General features: G+C 58.9%; 19 protein-coding genes and 1 riboswitch. Of the genes, 7 read left to right on the forward strand and 12 right to left on the reverse strand.

Annotation, left to right across the window (positions count from 1 at the left end; translation table 11 throughout):
* Positions 1-11: 11 nt before the first annotated feature.
* Entirely contained in the window at positions 12-452 is a 441-nt protein-coding gene (locus FMN63_RS22205) for an Rrf2 family transcriptional regulator (RefSeq protein ID WP_148586321.1), read from the reverse strand.
* Between the two features lie 131 nt (positions 453-583).
* Between FMN63_RS22205 and FMN63_RS22210 the strand changes: the two genes are divergently transcribed.
* Positions 584-2,005, forward strand: coding sequence for an MFS transporter (locus FMN63_RS22210; RefSeq protein WP_148586322.1), 1,422 nt, complete (start codon positions 584-586; stop codon positions 2,003-2,005).
* Between the two features lie 9 nt (positions 2,006-2,014).
* Here the strand turns inward: FMN63_RS22210 and FMN63_RS22215 are convergent, their stop codons facing one another.
* From FMN63_RS22215 to aroQ, 4 genes are all read right to left on the reverse strand, one after another.
* Positions 2,015-2,167: a hypothetical protein gene (locus FMN63_RS22215; RefSeq protein WP_205514225.1), complete on the reverse strand. Its 153-nt coding sequence runs from the start codon at positions 2,165-2,167 to the stop codon at positions 2,015-2,017.
* A 168-nt stretch (positions 2,168-2,335) separates the two neighbouring features.
* Positions 2,336-3,571: a TGL-type protein-glutamine gamma-glutamyltransferase gene (locus tag FMN63_RS22220; RefSeq protein ID WP_148586323.1), complete on the reverse strand. Its 1,236-nt coding sequence runs from the start codon at positions 3,569-3,571 to the stop codon at positions 2,336-2,338.
* A gap of 106 nt (positions 3,572-3,677) precedes the next feature.
* Positions 3,678-6,608 (reverse strand): ATP-binding protein, encoded by a 2,931-nt coding sequence (locus FMN63_RS22225; RefSeq protein WP_162530100.1) that lies wholly within the window; start codon positions 6,606-6,608, stop codon positions 3,678-3,680.
* A 626-nt stretch (positions 6,609-7,234) separates the two neighbouring features.
* Positions 7,235-7,741: a gamma subclass chorismate mutase AroQ gene (aroQ, locus tag FMN63_RS22230; RefSeq protein WP_162530101.1), complete on the reverse strand. Its 507-nt coding sequence runs from the start codon at positions 7,739-7,741 to the stop codon at positions 7,235-7,237.
* Between the two features lie 287 nt (positions 7,742-8,028).
* Positions 8,029-8,239: riboswitch (cobalamin riboswitch) on the forward strand.
* A 52-nt stretch (positions 8,240-8,291) separates the two neighbouring features.
* Between aroQ and FMN63_RS22235 the strand changes: the two genes are divergently transcribed.
* Complete coding sequence (locus FMN63_RS22235; RefSeq protein ID WP_148586326.1) at positions 8,292-8,972, forward strand: energy-coupling factor ABC transporter permease; 681 nt, start codon at positions 8,292-8,294, stop codon at positions 8,970-8,972.
* 205 nt (positions 8,973-9,177) lie between these two features.
* Here the strand turns inward: FMN63_RS22235 and FMN63_RS22240 are convergent, their stop codons facing one another.
* Positions 9,178-10,119 carry a LysR family transcriptional regulator gene (locus FMN63_RS22240; protein WP_286192732.1) on the reverse strand — a complete coding sequence of 314 codons (942 nt, stop codon included), beginning with the start codon at positions 10,117-10,119 and terminating at the stop codon, positions 9,178-9,180.
* 105 nt (positions 10,120-10,224) lie between these two features.
* Between FMN63_RS22240 and FMN63_RS22245 the strand changes: the two genes are divergently transcribed.
* Together FMN63_RS22245 and FMN63_RS22250 are read left to right on the forward strand one after the other, a co-directional pair.
* Positions 10,225-10,674 (forward strand): cupin domain-containing protein, encoded by a 450-nt coding sequence (locus tag FMN63_RS22245; protein ID WP_148586327.1) that lies wholly within the window; start codon positions 10,225-10,227, stop codon positions 10,672-10,674.
* Positions 10,675-10,681: 7 nt separating this feature from the next.
* On the forward strand, positions 10,682-11,068 hold the full coding sequence (locus tag FMN63_RS22250; protein WP_148586328.1) for a hypothetical protein: 387 nt from the start codon (positions 10,682-10,684) through the stop codon (positions 11,066-11,068).
* Between the two features lie 66 nt (positions 11,069-11,134).
* Here FMN63_RS22250 and FMN63_RS22255 read toward each other — a convergent pair whose 3' ends face one another.
* The 3 genes from FMN63_RS22255 to FMN63_RS22265 all read right to left on the reverse strand — a co-directional run bounded on the left by FMN63_RS22255 (position 11,135) and on the right by FMN63_RS22265 (position 14,918).
* Positions 11,135-11,857, reverse strand: a complete 723-nt coding sequence (locus FMN63_RS22255) for an HAD family hydrolase (RefSeq protein WP_148586329.1) — start codon at positions 11,855-11,857, stop codon at positions 11,135-11,137.
* A gap of 82 nt (positions 11,858-11,939) precedes the next feature.
* Positions 11,940-12,626, reverse strand: a complete 687-nt coding sequence (locus FMN63_RS22260; protein ID WP_148586330.1) for a hypothetical protein — start codon at positions 12,624-12,626, stop codon at positions 11,940-11,942.
* Between the two features lie 75 nt (positions 12,627-12,701).
* Entirely contained in the window at positions 12,702-14,918 is a 2,217-nt protein-coding gene (locus tag FMN63_RS22265) for an NADP-dependent isocitrate dehydrogenase (protein ID WP_148586331.1), read from the reverse strand.
* 303 nt (positions 14,919-15,221) lie between these two features.
* Here FMN63_RS22265 and FMN63_RS22270 point away from each other — a divergent pair, with 303 nt between their 5' ends.
* Positions 15,222-16,034, forward strand: a complete 813-nt coding sequence (locus FMN63_RS22270) for an RNA methyltransferase (RefSeq protein ID WP_148586332.1) — start codon at positions 15,222-15,224, stop codon at positions 16,032-16,034.
* Positions 16,035-16,043: 9 nt separating this feature from the next.
* Positions 16,044-16,838, forward strand: a complete 795-nt coding sequence (gene murI, locus FMN63_RS22275) for a glutamate racemase (protein ID WP_148586333.1) — start codon at positions 16,044-16,046, stop codon at positions 16,836-16,838.
* Between the two features lie 182 nt (positions 16,839-17,020).
* Here the strand turns inward: murI and FMN63_RS22280 are convergent, their stop codons facing one another.
* Positions 17,021-18,817 carry an EAL domain-containing protein gene (locus FMN63_RS22280; protein ID WP_148586334.1) on the reverse strand — a complete coding sequence of 599 codons (1,797 nt, stop codon included), beginning with the start codon at positions 18,815-18,817 and terminating at the stop codon, positions 17,021-17,023.
* A 495-nt stretch (positions 18,818-19,312) separates the two neighbouring features.
* On the opposite strand from FMN63_RS22280, the gene rpsD reads away from it, so the two are divergent.
* Positions 19,313-19,930 carry a 30S ribosomal protein S4 gene (gene rpsD / locus FMN63_RS22285; RefSeq protein ID WP_148586335.1) on the forward strand — a complete coding sequence of 206 codons (618 nt, stop codon included), beginning with the start codon at positions 19,313-19,315 and terminating at the stop codon, positions 19,928-19,930.
* Positions 19,931-20,010: 80 nt separating this feature from the next.
* On the opposite strand, the gene FMN63_RS22290 is transcribed toward rpsD, so the two are convergent.
* A complete protein-coding gene (locus tag FMN63_RS22290; RefSeq protein ID WP_148586336.1) occupies positions 20,011-20,499 on the reverse strand; it encodes a LysM peptidoglycan-binding domain-containing protein in 489 nt (162 codons plus the stop codon).
* 186 nt (positions 20,500-20,685) lie between these two features.
* On the reverse strand, positions 20,686-21,660 hold the full coding sequence (locus FMN63_RS22295) for a TAXI family TRAP transporter solute-binding subunit (protein WP_148586337.1): 975 nt from the start codon (positions 21,658-21,660) through the stop codon (positions 20,686-20,688).
* Between the last annotated feature and the right edge of the window lie 4 nt (positions 21,661-21,664).

The following is a 21,664-nucleotide window of genomic DNA, read 5'->3' on the forward strand; positions in this document are numbered from 1 at the left end:
AAAATTCGGAACTACAGCGTTTCCTGATGCTGCCGGATTACCTGTGCGTGGGGCCGAACCAGATCGGCCACCGTCACTTGCCCCAGCTTTTCCTGAAATGTCTCCCGCGCTGCCTCCAGCGCCGACGAGGTGGCCAGGTTGGCGGCCTGTTCCAGCAGGCAGCTGGGGGCGTCGGTGGACTGGCCGACGGCAAAGAGCTGCGGTGAGCCGAGGGCGGCATAGACCTCGGCCAGCGAGATGCTGTCCAGGCTCCTGGACAGCACCCAACCGCCGCCATGCCCCTTGGTGGCGCCAACGAAACCGGCATCGCGCAACCCCGCCATGGTGCGCCGGACGAGGGAAGGGTTGGTGTTGAGCATCTTCCCGATCTGGTCGGAGGTTACGGGGTCTTCTGTCTGGTCCAGATGCAGGAGCACGTGAAGCACGCGGGGCAATCGGCTGTCGGTTCGCATCAATGTCTCCGTTTGGAAAACCTTATGCCGGATTCGGTTACGTGACAATTCGAGGTACATGAGATTGACGTGCGCTGTTTTGTGACTTTAAAAGTAACAAAATCGAATTCACGCGCACTCAGGAGTTCCGGATGTCCCTTTTGTTCGATGGCGCGGCTGGGGGGAGGCCCAATCGCTGGGCGGCGCTCGTTGCGCTCTACCTTGCCATGTTCATGAATATTCTCGATGTAACGGTGGTGAATCTGGCGCTGCCGTCAATCCGGCAGGGGCTCGGGGCCACGGACACCCAGCTGGAATGGGTGCTGGTCGTCTACGTGCTGGCCTTTGCCGCCGGTCTGCTGCCCTTCGGCCGTTTCGGGGATGTTGCCGGCAGGGGGCGCATGTTCCGCTGGGGTGTTGCCGGGTTTACCGTCAGTTCTCTGGCGTGCGGATTGGCACCCGACATCACCTTCCTGATTGCCAGCCGGGCGTTGCAGGGGCTTTGTGCGGCGATGATGGTGCCTCAGGTGCTTGCTATTGTTCACGTGATCTTCCCGGCAGAGGAAAAAGGCAAGGCCATCGGTCTCTTCGGCTCCGTCAGCGCCCTTGGGGCCGTGGCGGGGCCGCTGCTCGGTGGAGCAATCGTGGCTGCAGACCTCTTCGGGCTGGGCTGGCGGCCCATCTTCCTGATCAATCTGCCCGTCGGGCTGATTTCTCTTGCCGGTGCACTTCGCTTTTTGCCGCAACTTGAAACCGAAAACCGGGTGACGCCGGACTGGGCCGGGACTTTTTTCTTTGTTGTCGCAGTGCTGGCGCTGGTTTTTCCTCTTGTGGAAGGCAGGCAATTCGGCTGGCCGGTCTGGTGTTTTGCCCTGATGGGTCTGAGCGCTGTTCTGGCCGTGCTGTTCTACAGGTTGCAGCGTCGCAAGGCGCGTCTCGGCCGGGCCCAGCTGCTGCCAGTCGTTTTGACGAGGGATCGGGTGTTTGTTGCCGGTGTCGCGTTTGTCGCGCTGTTCTTTTCCAGCCTTGCCGGACTGTTCTTCATGATGGCGCTCTTCCTGCAGGCGGGCCTAGGATTGTCACCGATGATGGCCGGGTTCATCCTGGCGCCGCATCCGGTGGGTGTCATTCTCGCCTCCACGCTGACAGGCCGTTTTGGCACAAGGTATCAGGCGGCACGGATCAGCCTTGCCATGCTGGCGGTTTTTTGCGGATTGTTTGCGGCGCGACTGCTAATTTCCCAAGGCACCCCCGCGAGCCTGCTGGTGGTGCCGTTCCTGATTGTCGGTCTTGGAACAGGGGCCACCATTCCAGCGTTGTTCCAGCTCGTGCTGTCGCGTGTTTCCGGACCGGATGCCGGTGCGGGGTCCGGGGTTTTGCAGGCCTTTCAACAAATCGGTATGGCACTGGGTATCGCGGTGCAGGGCCAGATCTTCTTTCATGGCCTGGCAGGGGCGCGCAGTGAGGCACTGTATCGGGAGGCGGCTGCTTCTACGCTGCTTTATCCGGTTGGTGTGTGTTGTGTGCTCACACTGCTCGCTGTTGGTCTTGCTTGTAAAGTCAGCAACAGATGAGCCGCGTCTTCAAAGCTGCTGCAAGCGAACGGTCCAGTCCGCTCCGGCAGGGGCGTTGAGCCCGGAGACAAACTCACGGGCGATCAATCGGCTCCATCTACCCCTGTAATGATCGTAGCTGCGACCAGCGCTCCAGGAATCGTGTTGGGTCTTTCCGGTCATGTCCTCCGCCTCCCGCCCAGGATTGTTCCTCTTGCCCAAAAGAGTGCCTGTGAATGTGCATTTGTAGAACGGCAATCGGTCTCATCGACCGAATGAGACCCTCTGTCGTCTGGCGGATGGCCGGCCTTTCCCGTGACAGGTCACTGGGAAAGGCCGGGTTGCCGTGTGTCAGCCCGAAGTCAATCCGGATTTCAGCTTCACGAGGACCCTGACGACAGCGGCGGGGTCGCGGCGGTCGGCTTCCGGGTCATGATAGGTAAGCACGACGGTCGCCCCGGGAGCGTCGAAGCGTGAGGCCGGGTTCTCCAGGCCTGAGCTTTGCTGCTGGTGCAGGTTGAGCGCGGTGATGCCGAAAAGGGTCGCGCATTCGCAGACCGTCGTTCGCTGGTTCTCATAGGTATCCCGGGCGATGGCCTCGTAGCCACCAGCCTTGAGCGTGGTGATCGTCGGGACGGTGCCCCGGGCAGGGTCAGCGGACTTCAAGGGCAGGGCCTGTTTGGTGATTGACGAGGGGATTTGCAGCAGACGTCGGATCGTGAACCGGACTTCCGACATCGGGCAGGGCACGATATGCGGATAACAGTCGTGATAATAGGCATTGACCAGTAAGGCGCGCAGGTTCTGTTCGCTCAGCCAGCTTGCCCCCATGCCTGAGTAATGCCGTTTGCCGAGCATGTCCTGGCCCATGTACATGGCGTTGAGCCCCTGCCAAAATCCGTCGGGCGCCCAGTCCAGGTAATCGTCCTTGTTCCTGAAGTACATGTAGTCGCCCGGGATCGGCGGATCCTGCAGCGATGCCTTGTTGGCCATGAACTCTGTTGCCGGATTGTCCGTCCAGGGGCCGACCAGCATGGTGCCGAACTGGTTTGCGATTTCTCTGAACCGCTCCGAGCCGAGCCCGTTCAGAAGGCCCCAGAAGACAGTCAGTTGAAAAGCTCCCGCGCATTCGCCGCGGAAGGGCAGCGTGTGCCTTTGTTTTGGCAGGATGGCGTCCAGGGCCTCCTCTGTGACAACCTGCTGCCAGTCAGCGTCGGTGCCACCCGGCGTTTCGAACGCCCAGTATCTGGAAACGCGGCTATCGTCCGTCGTCCCCAACCTTGCTTCCGGTCCGGTCGAAGGGTCGTAATAATCGCAGTCGTAGAGCCCGGAGGTGAGGCCTGTCATCGAAGCGACGGCCCCGACCCGGAACAGCAGATTTTCCCAGAAATGCTGGAGCGAGGGAAATTCGAGCAGCTGGGTTTGTGCGGCCGAAGCGGAAATGATCTCGTCAGCCAGTCGGCCCTCGATCGTTTCCTTGTGCTCGTCTCCGGCAAGGTCCGTCAGATCAAGCTTCAACTGCGCGGTGTCGCGTATCATGTGTCCTTCAATCAGAAGGCCATGTTTCACCAGTGTCTGTATCGTCATGTTTGCCCCATCAATAGCCCTGCACCTTTTTGGTGCTTTTTTATAATATACAGCTATTGATTTAAATTTGGTGATTTGTCGGACAAATCTATCCGCGTCTTGGGGCTTAAACCGTAGAGAAACCGGCCAGATGAGGCTTCAGGTTCAAGAGATGCAGATCGGTTCCCGACCGGCGGGCATGGCTGGCGGATTTGCCGAGAAGCGTGCCGACCAGATGCCGGGCATGCGGGCGCGTTGCTTTTGCGGCAAGCGCGGACAGGCGCAGCAATTCGGCGTCATAATAACGTTCGCCGGAGCGGCGCGTGAATCTGCGCACTTCTATGAGCCTGTTGACGGCGGTTTCGAGGTCGCCCCGTTGGAGCTGTGCTTCCGCAATCCATGCTTCCGTATAGGGCCGGGCAAGCACCGCACCCGTTTCGAGGTAGGCTTTCAAGCCGTCCAGCATTCTTTCCAGTCCGGAAGGATTGCCCGACGTGACCTGGGCTCGGCCGAGGTTTATGTCGGCTTGTGCCAGTTGCTGGGCAAAACCTTGCTCGCGGCTGAGAGCGGCCGCCGCCAGTGCGTGGTGCTCGGCTTCTGCGGAATTTCCCAGGAAATTGTGGGTGGTTGACAGAAAACAGCTGCTGAAAGCCTGGCAGAACGCGTGATCGGACAGGAGGGCGGCGGTTTCCAGCGACAGCGCGTTGTTCTGCATGTCGTCCGGGCGGTCCATCAGGGCGTAGCACCAATTCAGATAAGACCGTGCCAATATGCCAAGATCCAGACTGTACTTGGTGATCATCTCGTCGAAATCAGCCGCCAGCGCAGCTTCGACCGAGCTCAACAAAAGCTTTTCAGCCTTCGCCAGATCGCCAACATAGAAGGCTCCGACACCGGTCATATAGAGGCCGGCGGAAATTTCCAGATCGTTCTGTCTCGCCCGCGCAATCCGCAGAAAATCCGCGCTGAGCGTTTTGGCGAAGGCAAGGTCGGCCTTGACGATATGTGCGCCCCACAGGCCCCAGAGCATCTGCAGAATTTCAGGCGAGCCGGTGTCACTCACCGTCAGCTGGCGCGCGCGGGCGTAGACCTCCTCAACTTCGCTGGAGGCAAAACCGTGATTGGTGATCAACTGGGGGCCGAGCAGCAGCAGGAAGCGGCTGACAGCGATATCTCTCTCCGCCTCGTCACCGATATCCTGTGCCAATTCCAGAGCCTTCTGAAAGTAGCGTCCCGCCTCCCGATGGGCGGCAACGCGAACGGCTTCGATGCCGGCAACCTCCAGATAGTCGAGCGCGGCCGGGACGTTGCGGGCATGCTGAAAATGGCGGGCAATGACTTCTGGGGCAGCCGGTGGATAGCGCTCCGAGGTTTCGGTCAGCGCCTCGGCGACTCGTGCGTGATACCGGCTGCGCGCACCGGGTTCTATGGATTGATAGGCCAGATCCTGAACCAGGCTGTGCTTGAACTCGAACAGCCCATGCTGGGGCGTGCCGACCGGGTAAATCAGGTTGGAGCGCTGAAAGGCCTCCAGCTGGATGGCCAACTCGTCTTCGAGCACTCCGGTAACGGCCGAAAGCAGAGAGATGTTGAATTCGCGTCCGATGACAGCGGCCAGGAGCAGCATGTCCCTGTTGCCGCCGAGATGCGACAACCGCGCTGCGAGCGTTTCCCGCAAGGATGCTGGAATAAGATTTTCCGGCCCCCGTTCGAAGAAATGGCTGCCGCGTTCGGCGGCGATATTCATCAGCTCTTCCAGAAACAGGGGAATGCCGTCGCTCCTGTGGACGATGGTATCGAACTGCGCATCCGTCATATCGGAGGGCCGGAGCAAGTCGGCCAGCGCCCTTGCCTCGGCTTCTGGCAAATTATCCAGCCGGCAGATGGCGTCGGCTGAACCTGGAAGTTTTTCCGGTCCGGTGCCGGCGCGTGTGCTGACCAGGGAGAGGACACGGCTGTGGCCGAGGGCGCCCGGAAGTGCGTCAATCAGCTTCAGCGTGCTTGGGTCCATCCAGTGCGCATCCTCGAAAACGAGAATGACCGGATTGACGTCCGAAAGCCGCCTGAAACAGGCGATGAGCGTCTCGACGGGATTGTCGGCTGCGACCTCCACCTGTGGAACGTGGCTTTCGATGCCGTCGCTTTTGAGAATAGCGCGCAGGTTGGCATTGTCGCGCATGGTCTCGAGCCCAAGGTCATTCAGAAAATTATGAATGACGGTGCTGAGCAACGAGGGGCTTTGCATGCCCTTGAGCCCCAGAAACGCAAACAGACCCTGGGCAACCGGAAAATAGGGTGTGCGCTTGTGGTGGGCGGACCCGAGAAAATTGAGAACCAGCGGCTGGTCCGTCTGTACTTTTTTCAGGAAGGCGCTCATCAGGCTCGACTTGCCGATGCCTGGCTCGCCTTCGATGAGGACGGTTTGCGCTAGTCCTGTCTTCGACGTCGCCCAGCTTTTTGCGAGCAGGCGCACTTCCTTCATGCGGCCCATGAAGAAACGAAGCCTCGGATCCTGGTCTCGCGGGTCGAACCGCGTAGAGGGAACGATTGCCGGCGACACCTCCCAGGCGATTTCCTCTTCGGTGCCGAGCTGAACTTTTCGCGCCATGAAGTTGCTGCGAAAGAGCGCCCGTGCATCTGCCGAGACCAGCAGGACATTTCCCGGTGCATGCTGTTCCAGTTGCGAGGCCTTGTCGTAAACGGGACCGGAAACAGCCAGGGGAGACATGTTTGGGCCGCTATCGAGAACGATGAAGCCTTCGCCGCTTGCAATGCCGCATCTCAAGCGAGCAGGGCACTTGAAACTGCTCCATTCGAAACTGCGGAGAACCTTCTGGGCCGCGAGCACCGCCCGCTCTGCATCGAGTTCGTGCGGATCGGGAACACCGAACGTCAGCACTTTCTGCCCCATTGGTAAATTTACCAGTTTGCCGCCGAATTCGGAGGCTGCCACGGCGCACACCGTTGCGAAGCGGCGATCAAGCACCGCCAGCTGTTCCTCGCTCATCTGGTTGTATACGGCTGCCGGATCGTCGAAGCCGAAAACGGCAAGGCTCAATGATGCGCGGAAGGAGCCATGTGAACTATCAGGATCAGTCCATAAATCGCCGTTTCCTGAAGATTTTTCAGTATTACGGTCCGATGCTGTCTCAGTCTTTTCGGTAGAAGAGAGTTTCATTGCTACCCCGAAAAATCCAAGAAAAATCCAGAAGAAGAATCCGGTACTCGCGTCACTTAAACAATTTATAGTTGTTATCCCTTAACAACAAACCATAAAAGTTACCAAGAAACCAACAATGTCAAAAATACTATGCGTCAATGCGGATTTTGCGCATGGAGAGGCCATGCGCCGATTCAGTTTGGGGCTGGAAAGGCAGTCGTGGTGTCCTGCTAGCGTGCGCGCAGGCCACCGGCTCCGGAGACATGGTCTCCTTTGGCATTTCCCAAGATCGGAATTGCGTGCAAGAGAGACGTTTGCAAAAGTCTGAGCGTCCAACCGACTGGTCGAATTTTAACCCCGACTAAGGTGCGAGGTCTGAACGCAAGCAGCTGAAAGGGCGTGCGTATCTGCCGCCAAGTCTCTGAGATTGGTGAGCGGCGTCAGCGGCAATCGTCTGTCGCGTGACTGCGTGAGTTGCTGGCGATCAATGAAAGCCATCGCCAGCAGACTTCGAACGCGAATGCCTACTCGTGTACGTCCACGAGGCCCTCAAACAGGGCATTCCTGGCATCATCGGACAGGCATTCCACGGTGACCGCGTTTGTGAAGGCCTCTTTGTCGGAGGCTTCGACAGGGCTCTGCGCAAGCAAGGTCAGAATGTCGTTGCCGAGGCGAAGCAGTTCCGGGCGGACGTCCTTGATCAGGTCCGGAACGTTTTGCGGACGGGCTTCGCCGTCGTTCCACCTGTCGATCCAGCAGGTTTGAATATCCTTTGCAGCATCGATCTGCGCCTGGAAAAACAGGGTAACATTGTCGGCAGACAGGCCGTTCTCGACAGCCTTGGCACGGGCTGCCTCCAGAACCACCTTTTCTCTTGGCAGGTCCTCGACCGGCTTGTCGTTATCCGCCTTCCAGGCAGCAACCGACTGCATGAACGACAGGCGCTCGTTGATGGCGCCGAAGAGCTTTTCGGGCGCAGCCCAGCCGGGTGCGGCTGTGGCGGCGAGGAGGGATACCGCTAGAACGGTCATGGGAATCGATCTCAACATCCTCGAAGATTTTCACAAGTATCCATCCGCGACAAGTCTGAGGTTGTGATCCATGTCCGTTCAACCGAACGACTGGTCTCGGTGATCACACCGAAGACGGCGGCGGCCGTGATCTTCAGAAGTGCGTTGTCGAGGGCCTGCTCGCGGTTTTCCCACGGGAGGTTCCTGACATTTCGTCTGTGTTGGTCTGGCGGCAAAATTGATGTGCATTGTCGCTTTCAGAGCAAATATGGCGAAAATTCGCTTGCTGTGCAGTGCCAATCCTTGCAAAAATGCCTCCATGTGATGGTTTCGCCCGAACAAGCGTAAGGGCGGATGAAATGGGAACACGGTGAGGCGTACCCAACAGGGACCAAGACCGTGGCTGCCCCCGCAACTGTAAGCGAAGAGCCAAGCCCTTCAAGCCACTGGAGATATCCGGGAAGGCGGGCGGTGCAGAGACTCGCGAGCCAGGAAACCTGCCATCCAGCGGTCCCTTCGGGCCGGTTTACAACATCTGCTCGCGCACGGAGGGTGCGCAAAGGAGAAACACATGCATATCGAACCGGGCATCGTCGACGGTGCCAAAATTGTGCTCAGCTACGGTACCGCAGCTGCTTCCTTCGGCCTTCTCGGCAAAATGGCGCTCGACACGATCCGCAAGAGCGGCGTTCTCAGCCTGGCCGTACGCTCCGTCATCACGACGGTCGCCGTCTTCTGCTTCTTTGAAATTCTGCCGCATTATCCGGTCGGGGTTTCCGAAGTTCACTTCATTCTGGGCTCCACCCTGTTCCTGATGTTCGGTGCCGGTCCGGCCGCCATCGGTCTGGCCGCGGGGCTTCTGCTTCAGGGTGCGTTTTTTGCACCTTTCGATTTGCCGCAGTACGGCATCAACGTCACCACGCTGCTTGTGCCGCTGTGGGCCGTCAGCCTTCTGGCCAACCGGATCATTCCGGAAAAGACCGCCTATGTTGACGTTTCCTACGCTCAGGCTCTGGCCCTTTCGACCACGTTCCAGGCCGGTATCGTCGGCTGGGTTGCCTTCTGGGCATTCTACGGTCAGGGCTTTGGCGCCGAGAACATGGCGTCCGTCGGTTCCTTCGGCGTTGCCTACATGCTGGTGATCCTGGGTGAGCCGCTGGCCGATCTGGCTGTGCTGGCTGCTGCCAAGACCCTGGCACCGCTGACCAAGAACCTTGCGTTTGAAAACCGTCTGCACGACGCGGCAGCCTAGGCCTCCAGGCTTCTGCTGATTTCAATCCACGAAGGGCGGCCTCGGGCCGCCCTTTTTGTTTGCTGGCCAGCCGGGTGAACCGGCGAACCTGTCAGAGATCCGTAGCCGCGGTCGTGCGGATCTTCTTCCAGTTGGTATCGGCCTTGGCGATATGGCCTGTTCCGGGCCGTCTCCCGGTCCCGTCAGTCGCGACATTCAGCAGGTCTCAAGGGTCTTCGTGGACGCTCGCCAGAATGTCGATAATCTGGTCGCGAAGCCAGGCATGAGGCGGATCTGAGGTCATCTTCCGGTTCCAGACCATGATAATCCGGGCCGGGTCCACGGGCATGGGAGGCAAGTAGATCTCCAGATCGGAAATGGGCGCCATCCGCCGTGCGAACTGGGTGGGCAGCAGCGCGATGAGATCCGATCCGGAAACGGCGCGGCAGACGCCGCCGAACACCGGTAGCGTCATCGCGACGCGCCGCTTTCTGCCGACGCGTGCCAATGCGGCGTCACCCATTGCGCTGCGCTGGCCTTGCGGAGAAAACAGCACATGTCCCAGGTCGCAGAAGAGATCGATAGGGATAGCCTCTCCAGGCGCAATGCCTGCGCGTTGGAGCCTCGGATGGTTCCTTCGGGCGACCACGCAAAAACTTGAGGTGAACATCTCCATGCTTTGAACCCACTCCGGCAACGGCGCGGCAAGAATCATAGCCAGGTCGACCTGATATTCCTCAAGCGTGTTGATGTAGTTGTCCGGCACGAGATCAACCAGATGCACAAGCATTGACGGTGCGGTGTGTGCCAGATGGGCTGCAAGCCCGGGCATCAGCATCTCCGCAAAGTAATCGCTGCCGGAAATTCTGAAACTGGCCGTCGATGTTTCGGGTCTGAAGGTCTGCGGGCCTTTCAACAGGACGCTCAATGCTTCCAGATGATCGCGCAACGGCGCTTCCAGGCTTGCCGCAAACGCAGTTGGTTCGAGATGCTGTCCCTTGCGAAAGAAGAGTTCGTCCTCCAGGGCGGTGCGCAGCCTTGCAAGTGCGGCCGATACTGCAGGCTGCGATAAACCCAGTCGTTCTCCGGCTCGAACGGTGGAACCTTCCCGCAGAACGGCATCCAGGACCTTCAGGAGGTTGAGATCGAAGGTCGATAAATTCACCATGGTAATAGACTATATGAGAAATATAGATTTTTCATATAGATTCTGCCGCGATAAGCTCCCTTCCACGAAAGCGCTTTCGTTTCCCGATGTTCACTGGAGGAAACGATGTCAGATATCTTGCTGGGGCCTGACGCCATCGAATGGCTCGGGGTTACCTACCGAACCATTCTTTCCACCGGCGCGAGCGGCGGTGTAATGTCTATCGTGGATAGCGTTTCTCCACCGGGGTCCGGACCGCCGAGGCACATTCACGAGGATGCCGACGAAACCTTTGTGCTGCTGACCGGAGACTGTGAATTCTGGCTCGAAGGGGAACGGTCGGTTCGAGGGCCCGGGCAGACGATGTTCGTGCCAAAGGGCAGGGAGCACACGTTTCGCGTCGTCAGCGATCTGCCAAGCCGGCATCTCGTCATCCTGAGCCCGGGCGGTCTTGAGACCTTCTTTGAGGAGATGGCCGCGGGCCAATACAGAATTCCCGAAGACATGCCGGCCATCGAGGAAAGTGCCCGCCGGTATCACCTGACCTTAACCGGTCCACCACTCAACGTGCAGTGAGGGCATCATGAACAGCAAGTCTCTCGGAACACTCTTCCTGGCAACCGGCGTGATTTTCGCTCTCTTGGGCATGGCCTGGGGCATCCAGATGTCCGTTTCCCAGGATCACACGCTCGCACCGGCACACGGTCACCTCAACCTGATCGGGTTTGTCGCCATGGCGATATTCGGCATCTACTACACGCTGACACCGCAGGCGGCGCAGGGCTGGCTCGGCAAGATCCATTACCTCTTGGCGGTCACAGCCGTTGTCATACTGGTGCCGGGGATCACATTCGCCATTGCAGACGGCGAGGAAGGACTCGCGAAGGCTGGTTCCGTGCTGGCGATTGCCATGATGGCTCTGTTTCTGATTATCGTCCTGCGGAACGGGATCGGATCAAAGGATCGTTGAAGGAGTTTCCCGGGAGGAGCAATCCTACCGGGCGGGGCGTTTTTCGGACCGTCAGCCAACCGTTCGTCACGCAGGCGTGCCGGCCAAATAGGCCGGCAGGTCAGCCACGCTGTCCAGAACGACATCGGCCAGGGCATTCAGGTCGTGACGTGCGCTCGTGCCGGTCAGGACGCCAATGCACAGGCCTGCACCTGCCGAACGGGCCATCTCCATGTCATGCGTGTTGTCGCCGACAACGGCAATCCGATCCGGCACAAGGCTGGTTGCCTCTGCAAAGCCGTGCACCATGCCCGGTTTCGGCTTCGGGCCAAATCCGGTGTCGTAACCGGTGACGAATGCAAAGCGAGGGGCAAGGCCGGTGCCGGCGAGAAAAGCCCTGATGGCCGCTTCACTGTCGCTGCTGGCAACGCCCAAGGTGAACCCGGTTTCGCTCAGGGTCTCGACTGCCGCAGGAATGCCGGGAAGCGTTGCGGCATCGTGCATGCAGCCGACGAACACACGGTCAAGATCTGCTGTCAAAGCGCCTTCCTGAAAGTCCGCGCCGCAGGCAATCCAGGCGGCCGCGATTTCGGCGGAGTTGCCGGCCGCAAGCAGGGAACCGGCTGCGGACTTGCCGCTTGCCAGGTCCATGCCGGTCTCTTCCAGAAGTCTGTCGGCCAGAGTTCGGTCGCCCCTGGCTGCGAAGAGCGAGGTTTCGCGATAGGCTGGCTCCCACGTCGCATCGAAATCGAGCAACGTGCCGTCCTTGTCGAACAAGATGGCCGAGATATTGCCTGTGCCGTTTTTCAAGTCCGGTCTCCCGCGGGTATCAGAATGGATCGTACTGTGACTAAGGCAGACTTTCGATCTGCAAGAGCCTTTCAGGGCCCCCTTAGTGTATGACCGTTGCGCCGCGCTCTTTCAGAAGCAGGTCAAACAGAAACGGCACGTTCATGGAGCCGAACCGGCTTGCGCGCGCGACACCTTCGTCGGAGATCTCGACAATGCCGAACATCTTGTAGAGCCGGAAAAGATAGTTCGAAGATTGGTCCAGATCGAAATCGTAGCGGGGATCCGAGAAGAACATCCGGAAGGTTTGCAGCGCCTCGATCGGGAAGCCTGAGTGATGCTCCCGCAGATTGTCGAATTTGGTGCAGAAGTCTTCCAGGGGCTCCCTGTTGCCGTCCAGTTCCTCCATCTGCATTCGCTGAGCGATGACGAAATCGGCGATGTGTTCCTTGCCGTAGTCGGTCAAGCTGCGTTCAACCGGATGCCCCTGCAGGTCTTCGGGCAGCGGTTTTTCCGTGACCCTCATGTAGCCCAGGTGTTCCAGACGGGCATAAAGTTCGTTCGTGACGCTGCCAGGTCCCGTCAGGAAGACAGGTTCATGCTCGTCGTCGATCAGCTGTATGGCACCGCGCAGGGTCGAAAAATCACCATCGCTGAGCGCATGCACCAGAAAACTCGTGTCCGGCCACCATTTGGCGGATCGGGTGTCCTGTGTTGCTGAAAAGAGCGAAAACTCTTCTCCGGCCCCGTTGCGAACGCCCGGATGCTGCGTATCATTTGGAAAAGACATTTGAAATGAGTTCCTTGGCGCAAAAAAGAGGGCGGCCGGAGCCGCCCTACTTCTACCCAAGGGGGTAATTGCAAATCAACCGATAATGCCGTTGAGCGTTGCGCTCGGGCGCATGACGGCGGCCACCTTCTCCTGCGGAGCATGGTAGTAGCCGCCGGTATCGGCGGGAGACCCCTGAACGCCATTGAGTTCGGCAACGATGGTGTCCTCGTTGGCAGACAGCGCTTCGGCGATCGGTGCAAAATGCGCCTTCAGCTCGGCGTCCTTGTCCTGTGCGGCCAGGGCTTCAGCCCAGTAGAGGGCGACGTAGAAGTGGCTACCACGGTTGTCGAGGCCGCCAACCTTACGGGACGGGGACTTGTCGTTGTCGAGCAGTTTCTCGACAGCCTTGTCGAGTGCTTCGGCCAGTACCTGAGCCTTGGCATTGTCCTTGACGGTGGCCAGGTGTTCCAGCGATGCGCCGAGGGCGCAGAACTCGCCGAGGCTGTCCCAGCGCAGGTAGTTTTCTTCCATGAGCTGCTGGACGTGCTTCGGAGCCGAGCCGCCTGCACCGGTTTCGAACAGACCGCCGCCGTTCATCAGCGGAACGATGGACAGCATCTTTGCCGAGGTGCCGACTTCCAGGATCGGGTAGAGGTCGGTCAGGTAGTCACGCAGCACGTTGCCGGTGATGGAGATCGTGTCTTCACCGCGGGCAATACGCTCGGTGGTGTATTTCGCCGCATCGGCCGGAGCCATGATCTTGAGATCAAGACCGGAGGTGTCATGTTCCGGCAGGTAGGCTTCCACCTTCTTGATCAGTTCCGCATCATGGGCGCGGGCCTTGTCCAGCCAGAAGATGCCCGGCATGCCGGACAGGCGTGCACGGGTGACACCGAGCTTGACCCAGTCGCGGATCGGAGCGTCCTTGGTGCGGCATGCGCGCCAGATGTCGCCGTCTTCGACAGCATGTTCGATCAGCGTGTTGCCGGCAGCATCGACAATGCGGATCGTGCCGTCAGCCGGAGCCTTGAACGTCTGCGGGTGAGAGCCGTATTCCTCGGCCTTCTGGGCCATCAGACCAACGTTCGGCACGGTGCCCATCTTGGCGGGATCGAGCGCGCCGTTTTCGCGGCAGAAGTCGATCACGGCAGAGTAGACGCCGGCATAGGAGCTGTCCGGGATCACGCATTTCGCGTCGGCTTCCTTGCCGTCCGGGCCCCAGCCCTTGCCGCCTGCGCGGATCAGTGCCGGCATGGAGGCGTCGATGATGACGTCGGACGAGACATGCAGGTTGGTGATGCCCTTGTCGGAGTTCACCATGTACATGGCCGGGCCATTGTCGAGGGCGGCCTTGATGTCGGAGTTGATCTCGGCGGCCTTGTCAGCCGGCAGAGTGGCGACCTTGGCTTCAATATCACCGATACCGAGATCCGGATTGACGCCAAGCTCGGCAAATGTTGCGGCGTGCTTCTCGAAGACATCCTTCAGGAAGGCGCGGACACAAAGGCCGAAGATGATCGGGTCGGAGACCTTCATCATGGTCGCCTTCATGTGCAGGGAGAACAGGATGCCCATGTCCTTGGCATCCTGAATTTCCTTTTCCAGGAACGCGAACAGTGCCTTGGCGCTCATGTAGGTGCCGTCGATGACGTCGCCTTCATCCAGTGCAAAGTCGCCCTTGAGAACCGTTGTTGCCCCGTCCTTGCCGACGAATTCGATCTTCGCCTTGCCTGCGGAAGCGGCGGAAACGGTCACCGACTTTTCATTGGCGAAGAAGTCGTTCCCGTCCATGGTGGCGACGTGGGTCTTGGAGGAGGGCAGCCATTCACCCATGCGATGCGGGTTCTTCTTGGCGTATTCCTTGACCGCTTTCGGTGCGCGGCGGTCGGAGTTGCCTTCGCGCAGCACCGGGTTCACGGCAGAGCCCTTGATCGCGTCATACTTGGCCTTGACGGTCTTTTCCTCGTCCGTTTTCGGCTCGGCCGTATAATCAGGAAGCTTGTAGCCCTGGGCCTGCAGTTCCTTGATGGCGGCGTTCAGCTGCGGCTGGGAAGCGGAGATGTTCGGCAGCTTGATGACATTGGCATCCGGCTGCTTGACCAGATCGCCGAGGACCGCAAGATCGTCAGACTGCTTTTGCGCGTCCGTCAGATACTCCGGGAAGTTCGCCAGAATACGGCCTGCGAGGGAGATATCCTTGGTACCGACGGTCAATCCGGCTGCCTTGGTGAAGGAGCGGATGATCGGCAGGAACGAGGCGCTGGCCAGTTCCGGTGCTTCGTCGACCTTGGTGTAGATAATGTCGGCCATGACAGTCACATTTCCTAGCGTTCGAACTATGGTCAAAGGAGAGGCGCGGGACCGCTCCCGATGAATTTCGACATGCGTATACAATTGTACGCAATCAATTGAAAGCCCTCCGGAAGGTGAAGGGTCTGACGTTTGCAGGTGTTCTAGCAAAGCCTCTGGAAAAGGCAATCGGGGAGGGGAAATCCGACCCTGTCACAGCAGGCGTGACTGACCTGTGGCTGAAACGAAAAACGGGCTGATTGAAATGGAAATGCTCGCAAAGCAGCTTCCCAATCCGCCGAAGAAACGCTAAATCCCCGCCTCATGAGCAAGAATGCACACATCCGAGACGAAGCGCGCGCGGTGACGGCAAGGCCGCCGGCGGTGATCCTTTGCGAGCCGCAGCTCGGCGAGAATATCGGCACGGCGGCGCGCGCCATGGCCAATTTCGGTCTGGTGGATCTGCGGATCGTCAATCCACGTGACGGCTGGCCGAGTGAAAAGGCGAGGGCAGCGGCAAGCCGTGCGGATCATGTCATCGACAAGGTGCAGGTTTTCGACAGCGTCGAGGCGGCCATTGCCGATCTGCAATTCGTCTTTGCCACCACTGCCCGTTCTCGTGAAGTGCCCAAGCCGGTACGCGGACCAGACGAAGCCGCCCAAAAATCCGTTGAACTGGGCACAAACGGCAATGCCACCGGCTATCTGTTCGGCCGCGAGCGCTGGGGCCTCAACAATGAGGAAGTGGCGCTGGCCGACGAGATCGTGACGCTGCCGGTTGATCCGGATTTTGCTTCACTGAACATTGCACAGGCCGTGCTGGTGTGCGCCTATGAGTGGCGCAAGGCCGCGACAGCCGGTGCGCTGCCCTTCATCCTGTCGGAAGAGGTTCATCCGCCGGCGAAGAAGGACGATGTGTTGCGCTTCTTCGAGCACCTGGAAAGCGCGCTCGACAAGGCCACTTTCTTCCGCCCGCCGGAACGGCGGCCGCATATGGTGCGCACGTTGCGCAATATCTTCCAGAAGGCGGAGCTGACCGACCAGGAAGTGCGCGCGTTGCGCGGTGTGGTGGCTTCGCTGGAAAAACGCGAAACGCGGCCGCGCAAGGACAAGACAGGTTCAGGCAGCGAAGAATAGAGGCAGATCTTGCAGGGTTCAGGACCGGTTCTCTTTTTCGACTCAGGTCTTGGCGGGCTCACGGTGCTGCGCGAGGCGCGATACCTGTTGCCTTACGCCCCGCTTCTTTATGTCGCTGACGACGAAGCCTTTCCTATCGGCCGCTGGCCGGAAGCGGAGTTGAAGGCCCGGATCGTCTCTCTGTTCGACAAGTTGATCGCCGAACATGACCCCAAGGCGGTCGTAATAGCCTGTAATACGGCTTTCACGCTTGCTGGAGACGCCTTGCGAGAGGCGCATCCGGACGTGCCTTTTGTCGGCACGGTTCCGGCAATCAAGCCGGCCGCGGAGCGCACGTCCTCCGGGCTGATTTCGGTTCTGGCGACACCGGGCACGGTGCGCAGAACCTATACCAGAAGCCTGATCGACAGCTTTGCCAGCCAGTGCCACGTCCGTCTGGTCGGCTCAGACCTGCTGGCGGAACTGGCCGAAAAGCACCTGCGCGGTGAAACCGTCGCTGACGATGAACTGTTGCCGGAAATCGCCGACTGTTTTCTGGAGCGGGATGGAAAACGCACGGACATCGTCGTGCTTGCCTGCACCCACTATCCGTTTCTTGCCAACCGCTTCCGCAAGATAGCGCCCTGGCCGGTCGACTGGCTGGATCCCGCCGAGGCCATTGCCCGGCAACTGGTCCGTGTTCTGGGAGAACGGGTTGCCAGGGAACCTGCTCGACATCTGCCGGACCGGGCGATCTTTACCTCCGGTTCGAAGGATCCGGGGTTGGCACGGCTGCTCGCAGGGTTTGGCCTCGTGCTCGACTGAAACAGCGCAAGGCTGCGGTTGGACGTTTTTCCGGGCGCCAACGATCTTGGCTTTTTTCGGCTGTCGAGCGACAGGGCAACCCGGCAGGATTGCCGTGTGGAGGGGGCCTGGCTCTGTCTCAAAGGATCAGATACGCCACCGCTGTTTGACGCTCGTTCTTCCTGGTGCCGCAGCGCGCAGCCTCAATCCGCCAGACTTTTCACAGCAAGGCCGTCGTCGGAGCGTTTGGCGGCGCGTTTCAGTTCCATGATCTCGTGGTTCAGCTTGTCCGGATTGAGCGTGATGCCCTTTGGCAGGCTGAGGATGGAGATGGAACATTGCAACAGCGGAAACTGCCGCGTCGTTCCAAAACGGTCCTGGGCTTCGATGAAGCCTTGTTCCCGGTGGTCTGCATCATAGAAGCTTTCCACATCCAGACGGAACGCGCGCTTCAACGACAGCATGCGGGCAGCGACATCGGTCTGGTCGATGTTCTGGAACCCGGCGAAGAAGTCGTCGCCGCCGATATGACCGTAAAAGGCTTCGGACTCCGACACATGACGCTGCAGCAACTCGCCGAACAGAATGATCGCCCTGTCGCCCTGGCGATAACCGTATGTGTCGTTGAACGGTTTGAAGTTGTCGAAGTCGAGATAACACAGGTGCCTGTCATGGGCGCCCTTGCGTCCGCTTTCGGCAATGAACCGGGAAACGGCGCCGTTGCCGGGAAGTCCGGTTAGCGGGTTTTGATCCTGCGCTTCCTGAATACGCTTTTCATGGATGATCTTCAAAAGCGAGGTGGCGGAGAGAAAGCCCGCATAGCGAAAGTTCTCGGTGATGATGATGCCATCCGAATTGATCGAGGAGGCGAAGGTCACCAGCAGCATATCAGCATTGGAATCGATGTCCGCGATCGGGCAGGCGCGAACAAAGGAACGCAGCGGAAAATCGAGTGCCGCCTTCGCATCGTCGTCCCCGGCGGCACCAGTGTAGAGATACGCTTTCAGATCGCGTTCGTGGATCAGACCGCGCGGTTCGTTGTTCGCATCCACAACAGGAACAACACTGGCTTCCTGGTTATGGACCACCATGTCGAGAAGATCGTTCATGGAGGCGTCAGACTGGATCGTCGGAAGCTTGATCAACTCGTTGCGGATCCGGTCGAGCTCCTCCCGCCGCTTGCGGCCGACACCCGGCGCACGCACGTGATCGTAAAAGAGCTTTGCCGACGTGCTCTCCTGGAAGGGCTTGGCAACGAAGTAGCCCTGGATCAGGTCGCAGCCGGCTTCCCGGCAAGCCTTGAACTCGCTTTCCGTTTCGACGCCTTCCGCAATCACCCTTGCGCCCAGCACATGTGCGAGGTTGGCAACGGTGGTGACGAACAGCTTGCGCCTGGCATCGGCGTCGATCCCGTTCAGAAAGAACCGGTCGATCTTGACGTAATCGGGCGACATGTCGTGCAGAAGCCGCAGTTCGGACGATCCCCGCCCGAAATCGTCGAGGGCAATCAGGAAACCCAGCTGGCGCAGGTCGTTGACGGCGTGATGGGTCACGTCGGTAAAGGTTTGCTGGTGGCGTTCGGAGAATTCCAGACAGATCTGGTTCACCTGCAGGCCGGCTTCGGCCACCAGTTTGCCGAGCCGCATGCGTGGATCATCGTCATGGCCGAGGTTGCGGCCGTCCAGCTTGAAATAGAGTTTGGTGCCCTGGGCGATCTTCAAATTGCCGAAGCGTTTCATCGCCTTGACCAGCAGGTGCGCCTCCAGCTGGGGCAAATACCCTTCGGCGAATGCAAAATCGATCAGCTCGTCAGCCGACTGCGCCCCCAGAAGATCGCAATTCCGAATTTGGGCCTCATAGCCGTAAACAACGCCTGTGCCGATGTCGACGACCGGCTGCAGGGCGTAGTCGAGTTTCGTCAGAGTGTCCTTCGGCGTACGACAGAGCGAGCCGGGACCTTCCGGAACTGTCTGAAGAACTGGTTGACGATTCGCTGACATTACTAATCCTACTGCCAAGGTCCGGCTGATATGCTTTCTTTAATTTGATGGGGTCTCGAGCAAGCCGTCACACTGGTATTATTCGCTATGGTTGCAACGGTGATTGCATAGTGAAAAGCTGCAATTAAAAATCTCTAAATGTATGCATTGTTTTCCTCATTTTATGGACGTTGCGTTAAAAATTGTGGCGATGGACCTTCTCCTGATTGTTAAATGTGTCTGCTCGCGCGACAAAAGCCAGAGAATGGGTCTCTGGACCGGGGTGGATCTTTTCCGGCACGGGCCGGCCCACGCATTGACATTTGGAGGTACTGCCTGTATCTCCGCGCGGTCCGGCAAGCAATGTCTTCCGGATCTACGCACCCGTGGGCATCCGGCCGGCGCCGTCTAGCTGGGTCCCTGTCGATCTGACCTTCCTCTCGTAATGATGGGTTGAGATGATAAAGGAGGGCGCGTTTCCTTTTTAATAACAACGCGAATTCAAAGGAAACCGCGATGTCGAAGCGCCATAGCGTTAAGTACAAAATTGACCGCCGGATGGGCGAAAACATCTGGGGTCGTCCGAAGAGCCCGGCCAACAAGCGTGAATACGGCCCGGGTCAGCATGGCCAGCGCCGTAAAGGCAAGCTGTCCGACTTCGGTGTTCAGCTCCGCGCAAAGCAGAAGCTGAAAGGCTACTACGGCAACATTTCCGAAAAGCAGTTCCGCAAGGTTTACTCTGAAGCATCCCGTATGAAGGGTGATACTTCCGAGAACCTGATCGGCCTGCTGGAGCGCCGTCTTGACGCGATCGTATACCGTGCGAAATTCGTCCCGACCGTTTTCGCAGCCCGTCAGTTCATCAACCACGGCCACGTGAAGGTGAACGGCAAGCGCGTCAATATCTCGAGCTACCAGATCCGTCCGGGTGACGTGATCGAAGTTCGTGAAAAGTCCAAGCAGCTCGCCCTCGTTCTGGAAGCAGTCCAGTCCGCAGAGCGTGACGTTCCGGATTATCTCGACGTCGACCACAGCAAGATGACCGCGACCTATTCCCGCGTTCCGAGCTTCTCTGACGTACCGTACCCGGTACAGATGGAACCGAACCTGGTGGTCGAGTTCTATTCGCGCTAATCAGCGCCGAATATGGTTTGACGGAAAGGCCCGCCTCTGGCGGGCCTTTTCTTTTTGCAGCTTCTTGTTTGTGACAGATGTCAGATGTCGTTTCGCGGTACCCGAAGAATCTGACCTGCGAAAATGACGTCTGGACTCGATAAAATGTGCTGATTGGCTTCGAAAATCGGCTGGTAGTCGCCGGTGCCATACTGGTCTTGCGCAATCTTTGTCAGCGTGTCACCCGCCTTCACCGTGTAGGGCTGCCAGCCGCCAAAACTGGGCAGGATGCGCGGTCCGAATAGTATCGGAATGACCACGGACGGACCGTTTTCATTCCCGGTGTCGTCGGCCAGGGTCAGGAACAGCCTATTCATCTGAAACTGGTTGGTGTCCGGGATATTGATGAACCCCTGGAACTGCTTGAGCCCGAGTGAACCGACCTGGGTGAAGGAGGCATATTCGTCGTGCCCTTCGGAAACGCGAATGCTCAAGGTGCCTTCGAATGCGGTCGCATTGCCCGCGATCAATATCCTTGATCCCACAAGATCAAAGGGCTGTGGCTGCTGGATGTCGAGAGTTACAGTCATATCAATACCTTCCGCATGAACAATCTCAGGTATCTTCCGCTGCCCCCAACCAGCACTTGGAAGGGTACAACGTTTTGGTGGAAAAACGATAGATGCAACTTTTCCGAAGCTTCTCCGCAGGGCGGACGCTTCCGGGTTTTGACTGGGGGCACTGGTCGCGGTGCCGCGACCAGTGCGTCCGGACGGCTATTGAACGCCGATTTCCTTGTAGTAACGGGCAGCGCCAAGATGGAACCTGGCTGTGCCAAGTGTCTGAGCGGCGTATTCAGGTGACAGCGCCTTTGCCCAGGGGGCATCGGTGGTGATGCTGTCGAGGTTCTCCCAGAAGGCCTTGGTGATCCGGTAGACGAGTTCTTCGTCAAGGTCCGCGCGCACACCGATGCCGACGGCCGTATCGTTGGAATTGACCGGGCCGTCATTCACCTGGTTTTCGTAAAGCCCTGCGGGGATTTCTGCCCGATGGCGGAATTTGCCAAGGAACTTGTCGACCGCTTCCCCCTGGTCGTCCTCGGGGCCGATAAAGCGGACGGTTTCGGTTTCGGTGAACTGGATGAACTGCTGGCACGGGTCGATGCAGCCGTTGACATACATTTCCACCTTGCCATCCATGAACGACTGGAATCCGGTCGCCCAGTTGGCCTTGATGGCGTCGTAGTCCTCTCCGGCGGCGAGACCGGTGGTTGCCTCGATCCAGCCCTTGGCAGCGTTATAGGCGCCGCCGCCCTGGGGCCCGAGGAAAACCGTGGCGCCTTCGATATCGTCCAGCACGGTGATGTCGCTGTCACCGCGCACCGCGAAATGATACTGGCCGTAAGGGAACCACATCAGCACCTGCACATTCTTGGCGAGTTCCGGGGCTTCCGGCTCGTTCTTGTACATGGCCGCGCCCTTGCTCATCAGAATGTGGATGGTGGGCGAGATCATGTACATGTCCAGATTGCCGCGCGCGGTTTCCATCTGGTGCAGTGTTGCGGCACCTCCACCGGCAACTTCAATGGAGACATCGTCGAGCTTGTCCGTCACGATGTTGGCAAAGGTCGCCATGGTGATGGCCTGACCAAGGCTCGGCTCAATGGTCTGCATCTTGAGCGTGGTGTCTTCAGCCGAAGCGGAGCCGGCCAGAAGCAGTCCTGCAAGGGCCGTAAAGGCAAATCGTTTCATTCCG

It is taken from the genome of Stappia sp. BW2 (assembly GCF_008107695.1).
Lineage (GTDB): Bacteria > Pseudomonadota > Alphaproteobacteria > Rhizobiales > Stappiaceae > Roseibium.